The 16,795-nt window shown below is 69.8% G+C and carries 16 protein-coding genes and 1 tRNA gene; 8 read left to right on the forward strand and 9 right to left on the reverse strand.

Going from position 1 to position 16,795, the window contains the following annotated elements; translation table 11 throughout:
* Positions 1 to 50: 50 nt before the first annotated feature.
* Positions 51 to 851 carry an exodeoxyribonuclease III gene (locus tag ACQKIP_RS02645; protein ID WP_365866359.1) on the reverse strand — a complete coding sequence of 267 codons (801 nt, stop codon included), beginning with the start codon at positions 849 to 851 and terminating at the stop codon, positions 51 to 53.
* A gap of 83 nt (positions 852 to 934) precedes the next feature.
* Here ACQKIP_RS02645 and ACQKIP_RS02650 point away from each other — a divergent pair, with 83 nt between their 5' ends.
* Positions 935 to 1,447, forward strand: coding sequence for a GNAT family N-acetyltransferase (locus ACQKIP_RS02650; protein ID WP_427741982.1), 513 nt, complete (start codon positions 935 to 937; stop codon positions 1,445 to 1,447).
* A 76-nt stretch (positions 1,448 to 1,523) separates the two neighbouring features.
* On the opposite strand, the gene ACQKIP_RS02655 is transcribed toward ACQKIP_RS02650, so the two are convergent.
* The 7 genes from ACQKIP_RS02655 to galU form a co-directional block, all read right to left on the reverse strand.
* Positions 1,524 to 1,597, reverse strand: a tRNA-Ala gene (locus ACQKIP_RS02655).
* A gap of 67 nt (positions 1,598 to 1,664) precedes the next feature.
* On the reverse strand, positions 1,665 to 2,921 hold the full coding sequence (gene sepX / locus ACQKIP_RS02660) for a divisome protein SepX/GlpR (protein WP_365866361.1): 1,257 nt from the start codon (positions 2,919 to 2,921) through the stop codon (positions 1,665 to 1,667).
* A gap of 197 nt (positions 2,922 to 3,118) precedes the next feature.
* Positions 3,119 to 3,742: a GNAT family N-acetyltransferase gene (locus ACQKIP_RS02665; RefSeq protein WP_365866392.1), complete on the reverse strand. Its 624-nt coding sequence runs from the start codon at positions 3,740 to 3,742 to the stop codon at positions 3,119 to 3,121.
* Entirely contained in the window at positions 3,739 to 4,239 is a 501-nt protein-coding gene (locus ACQKIP_RS02670) for a MogA/MoaB family molybdenum cofactor biosynthesis protein (RefSeq protein WP_365866363.1), read from the reverse strand. The genes ACQKIP_RS02665 and ACQKIP_RS02670 overlap by 4 nt, the downstream gene beginning before the upstream one ends.
* Positions 4,236 to 4,736 carry a cyclic pyranopterin monophosphate synthase MoaC gene (gene moaC, locus ACQKIP_RS02675; RefSeq protein WP_361195203.1) on the reverse strand — a complete coding sequence of 167 codons (501 nt, stop codon included), beginning with the start codon at positions 4,734 to 4,736 and terminating at the stop codon, positions 4,236 to 4,238. The genes ACQKIP_RS02670 and moaC overlap by 4 nt, the downstream gene beginning before the upstream one ends.
* Positions 4,737 to 4,823: 87 nt before the next feature.
* Positions 4,824 to 6,155: a molybdotransferase-like divisome protein Glp gene (gene glp / locus ACQKIP_RS02680; RefSeq protein ID WP_365866365.1), complete on the reverse strand. Its 1,332-nt coding sequence runs from the start codon at positions 6,153 to 6,155 to the stop codon at positions 4,824 to 4,826.
* Between the two features lie 4 nt (positions 6,156 to 6,159).
* Positions 6,160 to 7,065, reverse strand: a complete 906-nt coding sequence (galU, locus tag ACQKIP_RS02685; protein ID WP_361195199.1) for a UTP--glucose-1-phosphate uridylyltransferase GalU — start codon at positions 7,063 to 7,065, stop codon at positions 6,160 to 6,162.
* 94 nt (positions 7,066 to 7,159) lie between these two features.
* Here galU and ACQKIP_RS02690 point away from each other — a divergent pair, with 94 nt between their 5' ends.
* A complete protein-coding gene (locus ACQKIP_RS02690) occupies positions 7,160 to 7,771 on the forward strand; it encodes a 5-formyltetrahydrofolate cyclo-ligase (protein ID WP_365866367.1) in 612 nt (203 codons plus the stop codon).
* Positions 7,772 to 7,840: 69 nt separating this feature from the next.
* Here ACQKIP_RS02690 and ACQKIP_RS02695 read toward each other — a convergent pair whose 3' ends face one another.
* Entirely contained in the window at positions 7,841 to 10,597 is a 2,757-nt protein-coding gene (locus ACQKIP_RS02695; protein WP_365866369.1) for a penicillin acylase family protein, read from the reverse strand.
* 192 nt (positions 10,598 to 10,789) lie between these two features.
* Between ACQKIP_RS02695 and ACQKIP_RS02700 the strand changes: the two genes are divergently transcribed.
* The 6 genes from ACQKIP_RS02700 to mscL all read left to right on the forward strand — a co-directional run bounded on the left by ACQKIP_RS02700 (position 10,790) and on the right by mscL (position 16,660).
* On the forward strand, positions 10,790 to 12,331 hold the full coding sequence (locus tag ACQKIP_RS02700; RefSeq protein ID WP_365866371.1) for a potassium/proton antiporter: 1,542 nt from the start codon (positions 10,790 to 10,792) through the stop codon (positions 12,329 to 12,331).
* Between the two features lie 250 nt (positions 12,332 to 12,581).
* A complete protein-coding gene (locus ACQKIP_RS02705) occupies positions 12,582 to 13,847 on the forward strand; it encodes an MFS transporter (RefSeq protein ID WP_365866372.1) in 1,266 nt (421 codons plus the stop codon).
* A 67-nt stretch (positions 13,848 to 13,914) separates the two neighbouring features.
* Complete coding sequence (locus ACQKIP_RS02710; protein ID WP_365866373.1) at positions 13,915 to 14,286, forward strand: FmdB family zinc ribbon protein; 372 nt, start codon at positions 13,915 to 13,917, stop codon at positions 14,284 to 14,286.
* 76 nt (positions 14,287 to 14,362) lie between these two features.
* The gene (locus tag ACQKIP_RS02715; protein ID WP_365866375.1) at positions 14,363 to 15,229 is read left to right on the forward strand and encodes an S-methyl-5'-thioadenosine phosphorylase; all 867 of its coding nucleotides are present in this window, start codon (positions 14,363 to 14,365) and stop codon (positions 15,227 to 15,229) included.
* Positions 15,230 to 15,583: 354 nt separating this feature from the next.
* On the forward strand, positions 15,584 to 15,994 hold the full coding sequence (locus ACQKIP_RS02720; protein ID WP_427741989.1) for a hypothetical protein: 411 nt from the start codon (positions 15,584 to 15,586) through the stop codon (positions 15,992 to 15,994).
* Positions 15,995 to 16,129: 135 nt separating this feature from the next.
* Entirely contained in the window at positions 16,130 to 16,660 is a 531-nt protein-coding gene (gene mscL, locus ACQKIP_RS02725) for a large conductance mechanosensitive channel protein MscL (protein ID WP_365866379.1), read from the forward strand.
* Positions 16,661 to 16,795: the final 135 nt, after the last annotated feature.

Here is a 16,795-nt window from a genome sequence, read left to right on the forward strand (position 1 = left end):
TGAGTCATTGTCAGGTACGCGCTCGCAACATGCCATGGCGCCGCGCGGACTCACATGTCGTAGACCACCGTGACGGGCGCATGGTCCGACCACCGCTCCGTGTGCGTGGCCGCCCGCTCCACGAATCCCTTGACCGCGCGCTCCGCGAGCCCCGGCGTCGCCACGTGGTAGTCGATCCGCCAGCCCGTGTCGTTGTCGAAGGCACGCCCCCGGTAGGACCACCAGGAGTAGGGCCCCTCGACGTCGGGATGCAGCGCCCGCACCACGTCGACGTACCCGGCGTCCCCCTCGAAGACCTCGGTGAGCCAGGCACGCTCCTCGGGCAGGAAGCCCGAGTTCTTCTTGTTGCCCTTCCAGTTCTTGAGGTCGGCCTCCTGGTGCGCGATGTTCCAGTCGCCGCAGACCACGACCTGGCGCCCCTCGGCGGCGGCCCGCTGCTTGAGCCCCTTCAGATACGTGAGGAACTCGTCCATGAAGCGGATCTTCTCGTCCTGCCGCTCCGTACCGACCTCGCCGGAGGGCAGATAGAGGCTCGCGACCGTGACGCCGGGCAGATCGGCCTCGACATAGCGCCCGCTGCCGTCGAACTCCTGCGACCCGAATCCGACCTGCACCCGGTCCGGCTCACGCCGCGTATAGAGGGAGACGCCCGCGCGCCCCTTGGCGGCGGCCGGCGCGTGCGTGACGTGCCAGCCCTCGGGCGCCCGCACCTCCTCGGGCAGCTGCTGCGGCTCGGCCCGCACTTCCTGGAGGCAGAGTACGTCGGCCGAGGTGTCGGCGAGCCACTCCACGAAGCCCTTCTTGGCGGCGGCGCGCAGCCCATTCACATTCACACTGGTCACGGTGAGCATCCGGGAACGATACCGGCACACTTGAAGCACACCCGCACACCGCAAGCACCCGAACACACCCGCATAGAAGTACGATGGTTCGCATGACTATTCAGCCCTCGCCGCAGCGACCCGCCATAGAGCTGCGCCCCACCCCCTTCGACCACCCCGACGCGGTCAAGCTCAACGACCGCGTCCAGCTCGAATACGCGGAGCGGTACGGCGATGAGGGCGATGTCACACCTCTCGACCCGGCCATGTTCAGGGCACCGGGCGGCCTGTATCTCCTCGCGTACGACGAGAACGGCACCCCGGTGGCCACCGGCGGCTGGCGCGCCCACGAGGAGAACGACGAGGGGTACGGAAACGGCGACGCCGAGATCAAGCGCATGTACGTGACCCCGGAGGCGCGCGGCCTCGGCCTGGCCCGCCGCATCCTGGCGGCCCTGGAGGACGACGCGAGGTCCGCGGGCCGTACGCGCATGGTCCTGGAGACGGGCACGAAGCAGCCGGAGGCCATAGCCCTCTACACGTCGACCGGCTACACCCCGGCCCCCGCCAAGTTCGGCCACTACCGCTTCGAGGACCTGAGCCGCTGCTACGTGAAGGCGCTGTAGTTCCCCCGTGCTTCAAATCTGAGGCACAGCAAAGATCCCGCCCAGTTCGATGAACTGGACGGGATCTCATGTGCAGTGGACCTGTGGGGATTTGAACCCCAGACCCCCTCGATGCGAACGAGGTGCGCTACCAGACTGCGCCACAGGCCCTTGCAACGAGTGAAACTCTAGCATCCCGATTGGGGTGCTCGGAAATCCGTTCCTGGCTGGTCAGACCTCACTCGTTGGCGGCACGCGGCCGCTCCCCTTCTTCGTACTGATCGAAGAGCGGCGTACGCCCCCGCTCGCGGGCCCGGCGGGCGGACGCGGCCCGCCGTGCGTCACTGCGGCCATCGGCTCCGTCCGCGCCCTCGGCGGGCTCCACGCCCTCGGCGTACTCGGCGTACTCGCTCTCCTGCGCCTCGCCGTGCGCCTCGTCGGCGGCGGGCTCCACGGAGCTCGACCGCGCCGAGCTCCAGGCGTCGGGCGCGCTCAAGTCGACGTCGCCGGTGGCCCGCGGGGCGACCGGCGCGGTCACGTACGTCGGCAGGGGCACCGGTACCGGGTCCCAGCTGTCGCCGTGGCCGGGGCGCCGCTGCCGCTCGCGCTGCTGGTCCACCCACTCCGCGTGGTCGGTCTGCTCGACCAGGGCGCGGCGGTCGGCGGCGAGCGCGGACAGGCCGGTCTCCGTGTCGGGCCCGGGTCCTTCCTCCGCGTCGTCGACGACCGCTTCCGCGCCGCCGCCCGCCGCACGCCTGCGCGGCTGGCGCTCCCGCAGCCGCTGCGCCGCGACCTCGGCCCTGCGCCGGTCCATGGTGTAGGTGAAGCGCCGCCGCTCCTGGCCCCGCAGGTACACGATGTACGCGCTGAGGAGCGCGGCCGGTACGGCGGGCACCCAGAGGAATGCGAGCCCGCCCACCGCGGCGACGACCGCGCCGAGCGTGAAGGCGACGAACAGCATCACCGTCGTACGCCGACGGCGCGCGAGCACCTTCGTGCGCCGGGCGCGCGCGGCGGCTTCCGCCGATGCCGCACGCCGGGCTGCCGACTGCTGGGGCCGGGCGCCGGTCGGGGCCGGGGTGGGCTCCGGGGCGTCGACGCGGGCCTTCACGGAGGGCTTGGCCGGCTGCTCCTTGGCCGCCGGTCTCGGCGGGGGCTGCCGGTCCCGGGGTTTCACCGGGGCCTTGGCCTGCGGCACGGGCCGCTCTTCCGGTGCGCCCTGCCGATGCGGAGGCGCGACGAAGGCCCGGACGTCCACCGAGCCGGTGGCATTGTCCGGGTCGCGCGACTCCTCCTCTTCAGGCGAGCGCGCTTGCAGGTCCTTGGCGTACCGGCGCTCCATCCCCGCACGTCCGGACAGAAGCCGGATGGCGGTGCTGAAGCGTTCCGTCGGACGGGCTTCATTGAGCTCGTCCTGCCTACGGAGCCACATCGGCACCAAGTAGGCGGCCCAGGCCCCGACGATGACTGCGTAGATGAGGCCGCTGCTGCTCACGCCTCACACGGTAGAGGGGTTTGCTTGAGGCCATCTGCCAATTGCGCCGGTGTGTCGCACGATCTGGCTGATATCTCGAACTTTTTTTGTGACTGATGCGATCAACAGGCCACCGGGACCGTGAAATTAATGCCTCGGGGGGATCAAGTCGGGCCCCGGACGGTCGATCGCCGATCATTTTCAAACACTTATTCTATTTACGCGGTCTTCCGGGGTCTTGCCTGGTGCCAGCGCCGCAGCAACCCTTCCGGTACCTCTTCCGTGGTGAGCGCGAAGACAAGATGGTCGCGCCAGGCACCGTCGATGTGGAGATAGCGTGGACGAAGGCCCTCCTCGCGGAATCCGAGTTTCTCCACGACCCTGCGACTGGGCCCGTTCTCGGGGCGAATACAGACCTCGATACGGTGCAGCCCGACCGATCGGAAGCAATGGTCGACCGCGAGAGCGACGGCGGTCGGCATCACGCCGCGGCCCGCGACCGACTGGTCGACCCAGTAACCGACATGGCCCGAGCACATCGATCCCCAGGTGATCCCGGCGACCGTCAACTGCCCGACGAGCCTGCCCTGGTACTCGATCACGAAGGGCAGCATGCGCCCGGCGTGCGCCTCGGCGCGCAGATGCCGGACCATCTGACGGTACGTCGGGCGGTGCACGATCGGACCGCTGGGCCCGGGCGGCGGAATCGTCGCCTCCCAGGGGCGCAGCCAGTCCCGGTTGCGCCGGTTGACCTCGCGCCAGGGCCGCTGGTCGCGCATCTTTATCGGACGGAGGGCGACATCGCCGTCCGTCAGCTCGACGGGCCAGGAAGGGCTGTTCAGCTCACACCGCCCGGGGGTCTGGGATGGTCGCCGCCCCTGAGCTGCTCGATGGCGTGGACGAGGAGGGGCTCAAGGACGGCCATGCCGTCCCGTACGCCGCCGGTGGAGCCCGGCAGGTTCACGATGAGGGTGCGCCCGGCGACTCCGGCGAGACCGCGGGACAGGACGGCCGTGGGGATCTTCTCCCTGCCGTAGGCGCGGATCGCCTCCGGGATGCCCGGCACTTCGTGGTCGATGACGGCGCGGGTGGCCTCGGGGGTGCGGTCGGTGGGCGAGATGCCGGTGCCGCCTGTGGTGAGGATCACGTCGTATCCGGCTTCGGCGCCCTCGCGCAGGGCCTGCTCGACGGGGTCGCCGTCCGGGACCACCCGGGGGCCTTCGACCTCGAAGCCGAGCCCGGACAGCGCCTCGGCGATGACCGGGCCGCCCCGGTCGGCGTAGACACCGGCCGCCGCGCGGTTGGACGCCGTGACGACGAGGGCGCGGTAGGCCGTCATGCGCCGGCTCCTTCGCGGCTCCAGTCCCCGGACTTGCCGCCCGACTTCTCCTCGACGCGTACGTCCGTGATGACCGCGCCCTTGTCGACGGCCTTCACCATGTCGATCACCGTGAGGGCGGCCACGCTCACCGCGGTGAGGGCCTCCATCTCCACGCCCGTACGGTCCGTCGTCTTCACCGTGGCCAGGATCTCGACGGCGTCGTCCGCCACGGAGAGGTCGAGTTTCACTCCGGAGACGGCCAGCGGGTGGCAGAGCGGGATCAGGTCGGGCGTGCGCTTGGCGCCCATGATGCCCGCGATCCGCGCGGTGGCCAGGGCGTCGCCCTTGGGCACGCCCTCCCCGCGCAGCAGCTCGATCACGCGGGGCGAGACCAGGACGCGACCGCTGGCGCTCGCGGTGCGCGCCGTCACGTCCTTCGCGGATACGTCGACCATGCGGGCGGCGCCCGCTTCGTCGATGTGTGTCAGTCTCTGCTGCCCCTGCTGCGTACTCATGTGCTGTGGCGCTCCCGGTCCGGGCCCTCCCGCGGTGCGGCGCGAGGGGGCCTATGTGCGCGACACCGTACCGCGCGGGACGGCGTTTCAGCCGAGCAGGACCACTTCGACGTCGGCGCCCGGCTCCACCGACGCGGTGCCCTCCGGGACGACGATCAGCGCGTTCGCGTGCGCCAGGGCCGCCACGAGGTGGGAGCCCGCGCCGCCCACGGGCCGCACGCTGCCCTCCTCGGCGTCGTACTGCCCGCGCAGGAACTGCCGCTTCCCCTCGGGCGAGCTGAGCGCCTTGTCGGCGACGAGCTCCGCGCGGGCCGTCGGCCGGTGGACGTCCGGAAGGCCCATCAGGGCGCGCACCGCGGGACGCACGAAGATCTCGAAGGAGACGTACGACGACACGGGGTTGCCCGGCAGCGCGAGCAGCGGGGTGTGGTCGGGGCCGATGGAGCCGAAGCCCTGCGGCTTGCCGGGCTGCATGGCGAGCTTGCGGAACTCGATGCCGCTGCCGTCCTCGTCCTCGTCGCCCACGGAGGAGAGGGCTTCCTTCACGACGTCGTACGCGCCGACGCTGACGCCGCCCGTGGTGACGATGAGGTCGGCGCGGATCAGCTGGTCCTCGATGGTGGAGCGCAGCGTCTCGGCGTCGTCGGCGACCGCGCCCACGCGGTAGGCGATCGCTCCGGCCTCGCGGGCCGCGGCGGTCAGGGCGAAGCTGTTGGAGTCGAAGATCTGGCCCTTGTCCAACTCCTCGCCGGGCTGGATCAGTTCGCTGCCGGTGGACATGACGACCACGCGGGGGCGCGGGCGCACCTTGACCGTGCCCCGGCCGATCGCGGCGAGCAGGCCGATCTGCGGGGCGCCGAGGACCGTGCCCGCGGTCAGGGCGCGGTCACCTGCCCGGACGTCGCTGCCACGCGCCCGCACGTGCGCGCGTGCCTCGGCGGGGCGGTGCACGCGGACCTCGCCGGAGGCTCCGTCGGGGGCGGCGCTGTGGGCGCGCATTCCGGAGACGGGGCCTTCGCCGAGCCCTCCGTCGGTCCACTCCACGGGGACGACGGCCTCGGCGCCGGGGGGCAGCGGGGCGCCGGTCATGATGCGGGCGGCCTGGCCCGCGCCGACCTCCGGCTGCTCGCCCTGGCCCGCGGCGACGTCGCCGATGACCGTCAGGACGGCGGGGAACTCCTCGCTGGCGCCCGCGATGTCGGCGACCCGGACGGCATATCCGTCCATGGAGCTGTTGTCGAAGGGCGGCAGCGAGACGGGCACCGTGACGTCCTCGACGAGGACGCAGCCCTGGGCGTCGAGCAGTTGGAGCTCGATGGGCTCCAGGGGCCGGACGGATCCGAGGATGTCGTCCAGGTGCTCGCTCACCGACCAGACGTGGTCCTGGCCGGTGACTTCGGTCGTCGCGCTGCTGCTCAAAGTGCTACATCTCCTCGGACACGTAACTGCGAAGCCAGGCCTGGAAGTCCGGGCCCAGGTCTTCACGTTCGCACGCGAGTCTGACAATGGCACGCAGATAGTCGCCCCGGTCGCCGGTGTCATAGCGGCGGCCCTTGAAGACGACGCCGTGCACGGGGCCGCCGACCTTCTCGTCCGCGGCGAGCTGCTGGAGGGCGTCGGTGAGCTGGATCTCGCCGCCGCGGCCCGGCTCGGTCGTGCGCAGTATGTCGAAGACGTGGGGGTCCAGGACATAGCGGCCGATGATGGCGTAGTTGCTGGGGGCGTCCGCCGCGTCGGGCTTCTCGACCAGGCCCGTCACCTTGACGACGTCGCCCTCGTCCGTGGCGTCCACGGCCGCGCAGCCGTAGAGGTGGATCTGCTCCGGGGCCACCTCCATGAGGGCGACGACGCTGCCGCCGTGCCGCTCCTGGACCTCGACCATGCGGGCGAGCAGCGGGTCGCGCGGGTCGATCAGGTCGTCGCCGAGGAGCACCGCGAACGGTTCGTTGCCCACGTGCGGGGCGGCGCACAGGACGGCGTGACCGAGCCCCTTGGGGTCGCCCTGGCGTACGTAGTGCATGGTCGCGAGGTCGCTGGACTCCTGGACCTTCGCGAGGCGCGCCTCGTCGCCCTTCTTCAGGAGGGCGGACTCCAGTTCGTAGTTGCGGTCGAAGTGGTCCTCCAGGGGGCGCTTGTTGCGGCCCGTGATCATGAGGACGTCATCGAGGCCGGCGGAGGCGGCCTCCTCGACCACGTACTGAATCGCCGGCTTGTCGACGACCGGCAGCATCTCCTTCGGAGTGGCCTTGGTGGCCGGCAGGAACCGGGTGCCGAGACCTGCTGCGGGGATGACAGCCTTGCTGATCCGCGGGGGGTGAGACTCAGTCATGTCCGTAACCATAACCGGTGAGTATGTGCGGAATCTGTGGGTGAGGACATTTTGTTCTCATATGAGCGCACCTGAAGGGGTTTGTGAGCGCACCATGCAAGAAACCGGCCCTGCCGAGCCAACCAAGCGCACGTTGCGCGGAGAAATCCTCGCGGTGAGACGCCGGTTGACTAGGGATGACGCCCAGAAGGCCGCCACGGTTCTCGCCGGCCGCGCACTGGAGCTGCCCGAGCTCTCCGGAGCGCGCACGGTCGCCGCGTACGTCTCCGTGGGGAGCGAACCGGGGACGCGCGCGCTCCTGGACGCCCTCCACGCGCGCGGGACGCGGGTCCTGCTGCCGGTGCTCCTCGCGGACAACGACCTGGACTGGGCGGCCTATGAGGGCGCGGGCTCACTGGCCCGCGTACAACACGCCGGAAAGATGGAGCTCTTGGAGCCCGCGGGGGCGCGGCTCGGGCCCGATGCCGTCGTGGCGGCGGACGCCGTGCTGCTGCCGGGTCTGGCCGTGGACGAGGGCGGGATGCGGCTCGGGCGCGGCGGCGGGTCCTACGACAGGGTGCTGGCCCGGCTCGGGCGGGCGGGGGCCGATCCCGCCCTGGTGGTGCTCCTGTACGACACCGAGGTCGTCGCGCACGTCCCCCGGGAGCCGCACGACAAGCCCGTGCACGCCGTGGTCACGCCGTCGGGAGCACGCCGCTTCCGCTGACCCTCCCCACGTACCGGAAGGGCCCTCCACGCGTGCGTGGAGGGCCCTTCCGGTGGTGCGGGTGTCAGCTCACGGCCGCAGCACCAGCGTGTCGTTCGTGCTCTTCTTGACGGCGTCCTCCGAGTAGGACCACGGCAGCAGTTCGCCCTTGACCCACTTGTTGGTCTGGTCGGTGTAGTGCGCGTTGTAGGCGTGCCCCGAAGCCCCGGTGAGGTTGATCCACTTGGACTTGTCGAGGTCGGCGAGGTTGACCACCATGCGCATCGACGGCACCCACTGCACGCCGTAGCCGCCCGCCGCGTTCCAGCCGGTGGCGTTCACCGCCGCCTCGCCGCCGCCCAGCTTGAACGGGCCGCGGTTGAGCATGAACTGGAGCCAGCCGGGGCCTTCGACGCCGAGGGTCTGGTTCTTCAGGCTCAGCCGGTGCAGGCGGCCCCAGCTCCAGGTGTCGACGTCCTTGCCGAGCTTGGCCGTCAGGTCCCAGCGCGCGTCCTCCATGGCCCGGCCGAACAGCTGGTCGCGGGTCTTGGTCGCGGTGTCCGTGCGGGTCTTGGGCGACTTCCACCAGTCGTTGTCCTCGTCGTCGAGGATCGACCGGATCACTTCGTAGTAGCGGTCGCCGCCGTCGGGCTGCGCGGATTCCGCGTCGCGCTGGCCGCACTCGCGCACCGGCTCGGCCTCGTCGGCCGGGCCCGTGTTGCCGGCCGGCTCGACGTTCAGGCACTGGCCCTTGACCCGCAGCTCCTTGGGCAGCTTGTTGCCGATGGAAAGCTTGAGGATGTTGCGCCAGACCGAGTTGAAGTACGCGGCTGCCGCCGAATCGGCGTCCTGGGTGTAGTCCCAGCCCTCGAGGAGCTTCTGCGCCTCTCGGACGTAGCTGTCCTTGACGTCGATCTTGAGCAGCTTGGGCACGAGCAGCTTGGCGATCTCGCTGCTGTTGTCCATCTGCATCGTGCGCATGTCCTCGGTGGAGACCTTCCCACCGTTCTTGATCTTCGACTGGATCAGGTCGGTGATGCGCTGGCTGCGCGCCCCGTAGCCCCAGTCGGCCGTGAGCTTGTACGGGTACTTCTCGCCGATGACGGCCTGGTTCGCGGTCACGATGTAGCCGCGCTTGGGGTCGTACTCGTAGGGCAGTGCGGACTGCGGGATGTAGCCGGTCCAGCGGTAGTCGGAGTCCCAGCCGGGCGCGGGCAGCGCGCCGTCGCCCTTGCCGCGGACCGGGATCTTGCCCGGTGCCTGGTAGCCGATGTGACCGTCGCGGTCCGCGTAGATCAGGTTCTGCGAAGGCACTTCAAAAGAAGCGGCCGCCTTGCGGAAGCCGGCGAAGTCCTTCGCCTTGTTGAGCTCGAAGACGGCGTCCATCGACCTGCCCGGCTGGAGCGCGGTCCAGCGCAGCGAGACTCCGTAGCCGTCGCCCCGGTCGGGGGCGGCGCTGTCGACGGTGGCCTTCTTGCCGACCTTCACCAGTTCGTCGTCTCGGTCGGACAGCAGCGGTCCGTTGCCGGTCTCACGGACGGTGATCTTCTTGGACTTGCCCCCGGCGACCTTGATGGTCTCCGTGCGGGTCTTGAAGGGCAGCACCTTCTCGTCGTACGAGTAGCCGTCGCCCTCGAACTTCTCGAGGTAGAGGTCGGTGACGTCGGCGCCGAGGTTCGTCATGCCCCAGGCGATGTCCTTGTTGTGGCCGATGACCACTCCGGGCATCCCCGCGAAGGTGTAGCCGGAGACGTCGTACTGGCAGTCCTCGGAGACCGAGCGGCAGTGCAGGCCCATCTGGTACCAGGTGGAGGGCAGCTGCGGCGACAGGTGCGGGTCGTTGGCCAGCAGGGGCTTGCCGGTGATCGTGTGGTCGCCGGAGACCACCCAGGAATTGGAGCCGATGCCGTTGCCGTTCGGGCCGAGGCCCGCGTCCGGGACGCTGTCCAGGATGTCGGAGAGGCCCGACAGCTGGGACTGCAGTCCGTCGGGGGCCTGGGCGTTGCCCGCGAGGCCCGTACCGGCCGCGCCGCCTGTCTGTGACTGCGACTGGCTGCCCGCGCTGCCCTTGCCCTCGTACTCCTTGGTGGCACTGTTGTAGGCGCCCTCCTGGACGATGGGCTTGTTCCGGGAGTACGGGTACTTCGGGTACAGGTCCTTGATCTGGGACGGGCCCAGGCGGCTGGTCATCAGGGAGCGGTCGATCTCGTCCTGCATGTTGCCGCGCAGGTCCCAGGCCATGGCCTTGAGCCATGCCACGGAGTCGACGGGCGTCCACTTCTGGGGCGCGTAGTCGTTGGTGAAACCGAGGGCGGCGTACTCCAGGGAGATGTCCTTGCCGCTCTTGTCCTTCAAGTAGGCGTTGACTCCCTTGGAGTACGCCTGGAGGTACTTCTTCGTCTCCGGCGAGAGTTTGGAGTCGTACTCCTTCTGCGCCACTCGGTGCCAGCCGAGCGTCCGCAGGAACTCGTCGGTCTTTACCTGGCTCTTGCCGAACATCTCGGAGAGGCGACCGGAGGTCGTATGACGGCGTACGTCCATCTCCCAGAAGCGGTCCTGTGCCTGGACGAAGCCCTGGGCCATGAAGAGATCGGCGTCGGACTCGGCGTAGATCTGCGGGATGCCGTTGCCGTCGCGCTTCACGTCGACGGGGCCGGAGAGACCGTCGAGCTTGATCGTCCCCTTCGTCTGCGGGTAGGAGGCCCGCACCGTGTCGACGCTCCAGTAGGCGCCGTAACCGATGCCCGCCACGATGGCCAGGACCAGGACGATCACGATGAGGCGGGCTCGGCGCCCCTTCTTCTTGCCGGACTTATGACCGGAAGAGGCGGTGGTATTCGAGGGCATCGCTGTCCTTGCTGTCCTTACGCGAGCGGCAGGGCTGGCTGGGCGGTGGTGGGAGCGCTGGAGCAACTGTAGGCGCAGGGCACTGAAGCCTCGGACGCGGAGTCAGGAACCTACATGGCAACAGATCGTATGAGCGTTCGAAGACGTCAAGGAAGCGTTAACAATTAGGTAAGGTAACGAAGTACTTGGCTCGTGCGGAGGAAGGAACGGCCCCTGACTGTCCATCACCTCAACCAGCTTCTGCTCGTCTGCTCGCTCGTCCTGCTCGTCGCGGTCGCGGCGGTCCGCATTTCGTCGCGCAGCGGGCTCCCCAGCCTGCTTCTCTACCTGGGCATCGGCATTGCCATGGGCCAGGACGGCGTCGGCAATCTCAGCTTCAACAACGCCGAACTGACGCAGGTCATCGGCTATGCGGCGCTCGTCGTGATCCTGGCCGAGGGCGGCCTCGGCACGAAGTGGAAAGAGGTCAAACCCGCGTTGCCCGCGGCTGCCGTCCTCTCGCTCGTCGGCATCGCGGTGAGCGTCGGCGTGACGGCGGCGGGCGCCCACTACCTGGTCGGCCTGGAGTGGCGCCAGGCGCTCATCATCGGCGCCGTGGTCTCCTCGACGGACGCGGCGGCGGTCTTCTCCGTGCTGCGGAAGGTGCCGTTGCCCTCGCGCGTGACGGGCATCCTGGAAGCGGAATCGGGGTTCAACGACGCCCCCGTGGTGATCCTGGTCGTGGCCTTCTCCGCGGCGGGCCCCGTGGAGCACTGGTACATCCTCATCGCCGAGATCGCCCTCGAACTGGCGATCGGCGCCGCGATCGGCGTCGCGGTGGGCTGGCTCGGCGCCTACGGCCTGCGGCACGTCGCACTGCCCGCCTCCGGCCTCTACCCCATCGCCGTGATGGCCATCGCGGTCGCCGCCTACGCCGCCGGCGCCATGGCGCACGGCAGCGGGTTCCTCGCCGTCTATCTCGCCTCGATGGTCCTCGGCAACGCCAAGCTGCCGCACTGGCCCGCCACCCGCGGCTTCGCCGAAGGGCTCGGCTGGATCGCGCAGATCGGCATGTTCGTCCTGCTCGGCCTCCTGGTCACCCCGCACGACCTGCTCGACGACACCTGGCCCGCGATCATCATCGGCTTGATCCTGACCATGGTGGCCAGACCGCTGGGGGTCGTCGCCAGCCTGCTGCCGTTCCGCATGCCCTGGCAGGAGAAGGCCCTGATGTCCTGGGCCGGGCTGCGCGGAGCCGTGCCCATCATCCTGGCCACGATCCCGATGGTGAACGGCGTCGACGACAGCCAGCGGATCTTCAACATCGTCTTCGTCCTGGTCGTCGTCTACACCCTCATCCAGGGGCCTACGCTGCCGTGGCTGGCCAGGAAGCTGCGCCTCGGCGACTCTTCGGGCGCCGCCGACCTGGGCGTCGAGTCGGCTCCCCTGGAGCGCCTGCGCGGACATCTGCTCTCGGTGGCGATCCCCGAGGGCTCGCGGATGCACGGCGTCGAGGTGGGCGAGCTGCGGATGCCCGCGGGGGCGGCGGTCACCCTTGTCGTTCGCAACGGCGAATCGTTCGTGCCGCAGCCCACGACCGTCCTCCAGCGCGGGGACGAGCTCCTGGTGGTCGCGACCGACCCGGTGCGGGACGCCGCGGAGAAGCGGCTGCGGGCCGTCGGACAGGGCGGAAAGCTGGCCGGATGGCTGGGAACCACTGGTCAGGAACCGAAAGGGCGGGGCAATCGCAGGTGACGGGCGCCTCAGTGTCCGCATTCACAGGTCTACCGGCGCAACTCCCTGTACGATGAAGGCACACTTCTTCTGTACCGACTGATCGAACCAACTCTGTCTGAAGCAGAGCTGGCGCCGACCGTATGGCGGCCGCGTGTCCTCGCAGTGGGCAACCGGCATCTACCGCGATTTTGCGCTAGAGGACAGCTCTCGGCGCCGCCGCCCCGAAAGAGGGGGGGCCGCGCTACCAGGCAGCAGAAAGGCACGGGCCGTGGCATCCACGGTCACCTCCCGCCCCGGATACGGACAGCTGCTGCGCACCCGCGGCGCCTGGACGTTTCTCCTGCCCGGCTTCGCGGCGCGACAGCCCTTCGCGATGCTGACCATCTCCATCGTGCTGCTCGTGCAGCACACCACCGGCTCGTACGGCGTCGCGGGCGCCGTGTCCGCCGTCACCGGCGTCTCCATGGCGGTGTTCGCCCCCTTCGGCGGCAAGCTCGCCGACCGCTTCGGGCAGCGCGCCGTCCTGGTGCCGGGTGTGCTCATCCACACCGCTTCGGTGCTCGCCCTGACGGTGCTCGCGCTCTCCGACGCCCCCTTGTGGGCGCTCTTCGCGGCCGCGGTGCCCACCGGCGCCTCGCAGCCGCAGATCAGCCCCATGGTGCGGGCCCGCTGGGGCGTCAAGCTCCAGGACTCGCCCCTGGCGGGCACGGCGGCCGCCTTCGAGTCGGTCACGGACGAGCTGACGTTCGTCCTGGGCCCGCTCTTCGCGACCGCGCTGTGCACCACCATCGACCCGGCCGCCGGGCTCTTCACCGAGGCCGGACTCGCCCTGGTCGGCGGCCTGCTGTTCGCCGCGCAGAAGAGCACCCAGCCCAAGCCCTCCTCCCGCGAGGAGCACGCGCGCGTGGAGCACGCTTCCGCGCTGCGCATCCCCGGTGTGCGGGTCCTGATCGTGACCTTCCTGGGCATCGGCGCCGTCTTCGGCGGCATGCAGGTCTCGCTGGCCGCCTTCACCGAGTCCATCGGCGAGCCCGGTCTGAACGGCGTCCTGTACGGCACCTTCGCCGCGGGCAACATGCTCTCCGGTCTCGTCTGCGGCGCCATCGCCTGGAAGATCGCCCCGCAGCGGCGGCTCCTCGTCGGGTACACGGCGCTGACCCTGATGGCGTCCGGTCTGTGGGCCGCGCACTCCGTGGTGCTGCTCGCCGGGCTCGGCCTCCTGGTCGGCGTCTGCATCGCGCCCGCGCTGATCACCGGCTACACGCTGGTGGACCGGCTCGTCGCCCCGGGCGCCCGGACCGAGGCGTTCACCTGGCTCACCGGTGCCGTCGCGCTCGGCCAGGCGGCAGCCGTCACGGTCGCGGGCCAGCTGGAGGACCGCTTCTGGGACGGCGCCGGATTCCTGGTGCCCCTCGGCGGTACGGCGCTGGCGCTCGCGGTGCTCGTGACCCTGCGCTCGCGGCTCGTTCCGCGGTCCGTCGGACGCACCGTGGCACGTGGCGTGGGTCACCGCGAGCCGGTCACGGTGGACTGATCTCGCGGAATAGGTCACTATGGACCGTCGTTAGCACTCATCGAGTGAGAGTGCCAGGAGGAAGCAAGTGCCGACGTACCAGTACCAGTGCACCGAATGCGGCGAGGGCCTCGAGGCGGTGCAGAAGTTCACCGATGACGCCTTGACCGTGTGCCCCAGCTGCGACGGACGCCTCAAGAAGGTGTTCTCGGCGGTCGGCATCGTCTTCAAGGGCTCCGGTTTCTACCGCAACGACAGCCGCGGCTCGTCGTCGAGCAGCACGCCGTCGTCGGCGTCCGCCTCGAAGTCCTCGGACTCCAAGTCGTCGGACTCCAACTCCTCCGCGAGCGCTTCGTCGTCCTCCTCTTCGGGTTCGTCGGACTCGAAGTCGTCCGGCTCCTCCTCGGGATCGTCGGCTGGTTCGTCCAGCTCGTCGAGCTCGAGTTCGTCGGCCGCCTGAGTTCTTCTTTCCAGGTCCCCGCTGTCGTACGACAGCGGGGATTTCGGCGTTCCCGCGTCCGGCTACTGTGCTCGGCATGGTGAATACGGCGAACGCGAGTACGGCGAACGCGGCACGGGCCGAGATCGGTGTCATCGGCGGCTCCGGCTTCTACTCCTTCCTCGACAACGTGACCGAGCTCCGGGTCGACACCCCTTACGGAGCGCCGAGCGACTCCCTGTTCGTCGGTGAGATCGCCGGGCGACGGGTCGCGTTCCTGCCCAGGCACGGCCGCGGCCACCATCTGCCGCCGCACCGCATCAACTACCGCGCCAATCTGTGGGCGTTGCGCTCCGTGGGCGTACGGCAGGTGCTCGGCCCCTGTGCGGTGGGCGGGCTGCGGCCCGAGTTCGGGCCCGGCACGCTGCTGGTGCCCGATCAGCTCGTGGACCGCACGAAGACGCGTACGCAGACGTACTTCGACGGGGTTCCGCTGCCGGACGGAAGCATCCCGAACGTCGTGCACGTGTCGCTGGCCGACCCGTACTGCCCCGCCGGGCGCAGCGCCGCGCTGAAGGCGGCGCGCGGACGCGAGTGGGAGCCGGTGGACGGCGGGACCCTGGTGGTGGTCGAGGGGCCGCGGTTCTCGACGCGGGCCGAATCGCTCTGGCACGCGGCGCAGGGCTGGTCGGTGGTGGGCATGACCGGGCACCCCGAGGCCGTGCTCGCCCGTGAACTGGAGCTCTGCTACACGTCGTTGACGCTGGTCACGGACCTGGACGCGGGTGCGGAGAGCGGCGAGGGCGTCTCGCACGAAGAGGTCCTGCAAGTCTTCGCGGCGAACGTGGACCGGCTGCGGACGGTGCTGTTCGACGCGGTGGCGGGACTGCCGGCGGAGAGCGAGCGGGACTGTTCGTGTGCGGGGGCGCTGGGCGGGATGGATCCGGGGATTCGGCTGCCTTGAGGGGTGCGGGGTGACAGTTCCGAGGTGCGCTGGGCAGCGGCGGAACTTCGCCTTCGGGTGAGGGAGTTGTCCACAACCGGCTGGTAGTGCACGGGGCTCAGCAGGATTCGGCGCGGGCCTGCATCGTGAGAGCGGAAGGCAAGATCCTCAGCTCTCCCGACTCCGCAGGCGGTGGCCGTCGTGACGCACACTCCCTCTCCCTCTCCCTACCTTTCTCCTTCAACCCCACCCTCTCCCCTCGTCCCTCCCGTGCGGGACGCTCCCCCGCCGTGCCCGGTGCCGCACTTCTCCCCCGTGCGGGCAGGAGGCGGGCGGCACCGGCTGCGAAGGCTGCTGCGGCACAGACGGCGGGCCATGGCCGTGGGGCTCGCGGTGACCGCGGCCGCGCTCGTGGCCGCCGGGCCGCGGGACGCCGAGCGATTGCGGCCGCGGGAGCATCCGGCGGCCGCCGCGACACCCTCGGCGGATTCGCGGCAGGGGCGCCGGGCAGCCGCGCCCGTGACGGCGCCGGTGCGGATCGCGGACGCGGAGACGGTGCGGCTGCTGCACCGGGGCGACCGGGTCGATGTCGTCGGCGCGGACGGCTCCACGTCACGGGTGGTGGCTGCCGGCGCCCGGGTGGTCGAGGTGCCCGAGCCGCAGGAGGGCTCGCCCCAAAGCAGCTCCGAGGCAGGGGCGTTGGTCGTCCTCTCGGTGCCACGGGCGACGGCGGCGCGGCTCGCCGGAGCCGGGGCGAGCATGCGTCTGGCGGTGACGCTGTGCTGACTCACAACGTGTGCGACTGCATCGAATCCGTGTCAAGTCGCTCGTTCGGGTTACCCAATTGGACAGTCCGACCAGTGCCTACCGTAGTTTGCGAAGCTGTCTGTTTCACGAACTGCATTTGCAACGAAAGGCCTCGTGGTGAGCGAGAAGAACGAACCGAGTCTCTGGGAGGGCTTCAAGGCCTTCCTGATGCGCGGGAATGTCATCGACCTTGCGGTCGCGGTGGTCATCGGAGCCGCGTTCACGAACATCGTGAACTCCGTGGTGAAGGGTGTCATCAACCCGCTGGTCGGCGCCTTCGGTACGAAGGATCTCGACCACTACAGCTCTTGTCTGAAGGCCCCTTGCAAGATGGCGGCCGACGGCACCGTCGAGACCGGCATCCCGATCATGTGGGGCTCGGTCCTCAGCGCCACCCTCAGCTTCGTGATCACCGCGGCCGTCGTCTACTTCCTGATGGTGCTGCCCATGGCCAAGTACCTGGCGCGGCAGGCCGCGCGGAAGGCCGAGAAGGAGGGCACGCAGGAGGTCATCGAGATCTCGGAGCTGGAGGTCCTCAAGGAGATCCGCGACGCCCTGGTGGCTCAGCGCGGCGCCGGTCCCGGCGAGCGCGCTGCCGGGCCGGACGGGCCTGGCACCGGACCCGTGGGGCCCGACAAGCTCTAGCTGTATTGATCACGAGCGTTGTTAACACCGTCCGGGCTTCATCATGGCGAAGACCTCCGGTGTGGTGGAGCTGTCTAGGACTGCACCGCACGGAGGTCTTCGTGTCCCACCGTAATGCCCGACTGACCGTTCACG

This window comes from Streptomyces sp. NPDC059900 (assembly GCF_050270335.1).
Lineage (GTDB): Bacteria > Actinomycetota > Actinomycetes > Streptomycetales > Streptomycetaceae > Streptomyces.

Bases quoted from the DNA above. Each gene is read 5' to 3' on its own strand.
- ACQKIP_RS02645 (WP_365866359.1), bottom strand. From the start codon at position 851: ATGCTCACCGTGACCAGTGTGAATGTGAATGGGCTGCGCGCCGCCGCC.
- ACQKIP_RS02650 (WP_427741982.1), top strand. From the start codon at position 935: ATGACTATTCAGCCCTCGCCGCAGCGACCCGCCATAGAGCTGCGCCCC.
- ACQKIP_RS02670 (WP_365866363.1), bottom strand. From the start codon at position 4,239: ATGACGGCCTACCGCGCCCTCGTCGTCACGGCGTCCAACCGCGCGGCG.
- moaC (WP_361195203.1), bottom strand. From the start codon at position 4,736: ATGAGTACGCAGCAGGGGCAGCAGAGACTGACACACATCGACGAAGCG.
- galU (WP_361195199.1), bottom strand. From the start codon at position 7,065: ATGACTGAGTCTCACCCCCCGCGGATCAGCAAGGCTGTCATCCCCGCA.
- ACQKIP_RS02690 (WP_365866367.1), top strand. From the start codon at position 7,160: ATGCAAGAAACCGGCCCTGCCGAGCCAACCAAGCGCACGTTGCGCGGA.
- ACQKIP_RS02695 (WP_365866369.1), bottom strand. From the start codon at position 10,597: ATGCCCTCGAATACCACCGCCTCTTCCGGTCATAAGTCCGGCAAGAAG.
- ACQKIP_RS02715 (WP_365866375.1), top strand. From the start codon at position 14,363: ATGGTGAATACGGCGAACGCGAGTACGGCGAACGCGGCACGGGCCGAG.
- ACQKIP_RS02720 (WP_427741989.1), top strand. From the start codon at position 15,584: ATGGCCGTGGGGCTCGCGGTGACCGCGGCCGCGCTCGTGGCCGCCGGG.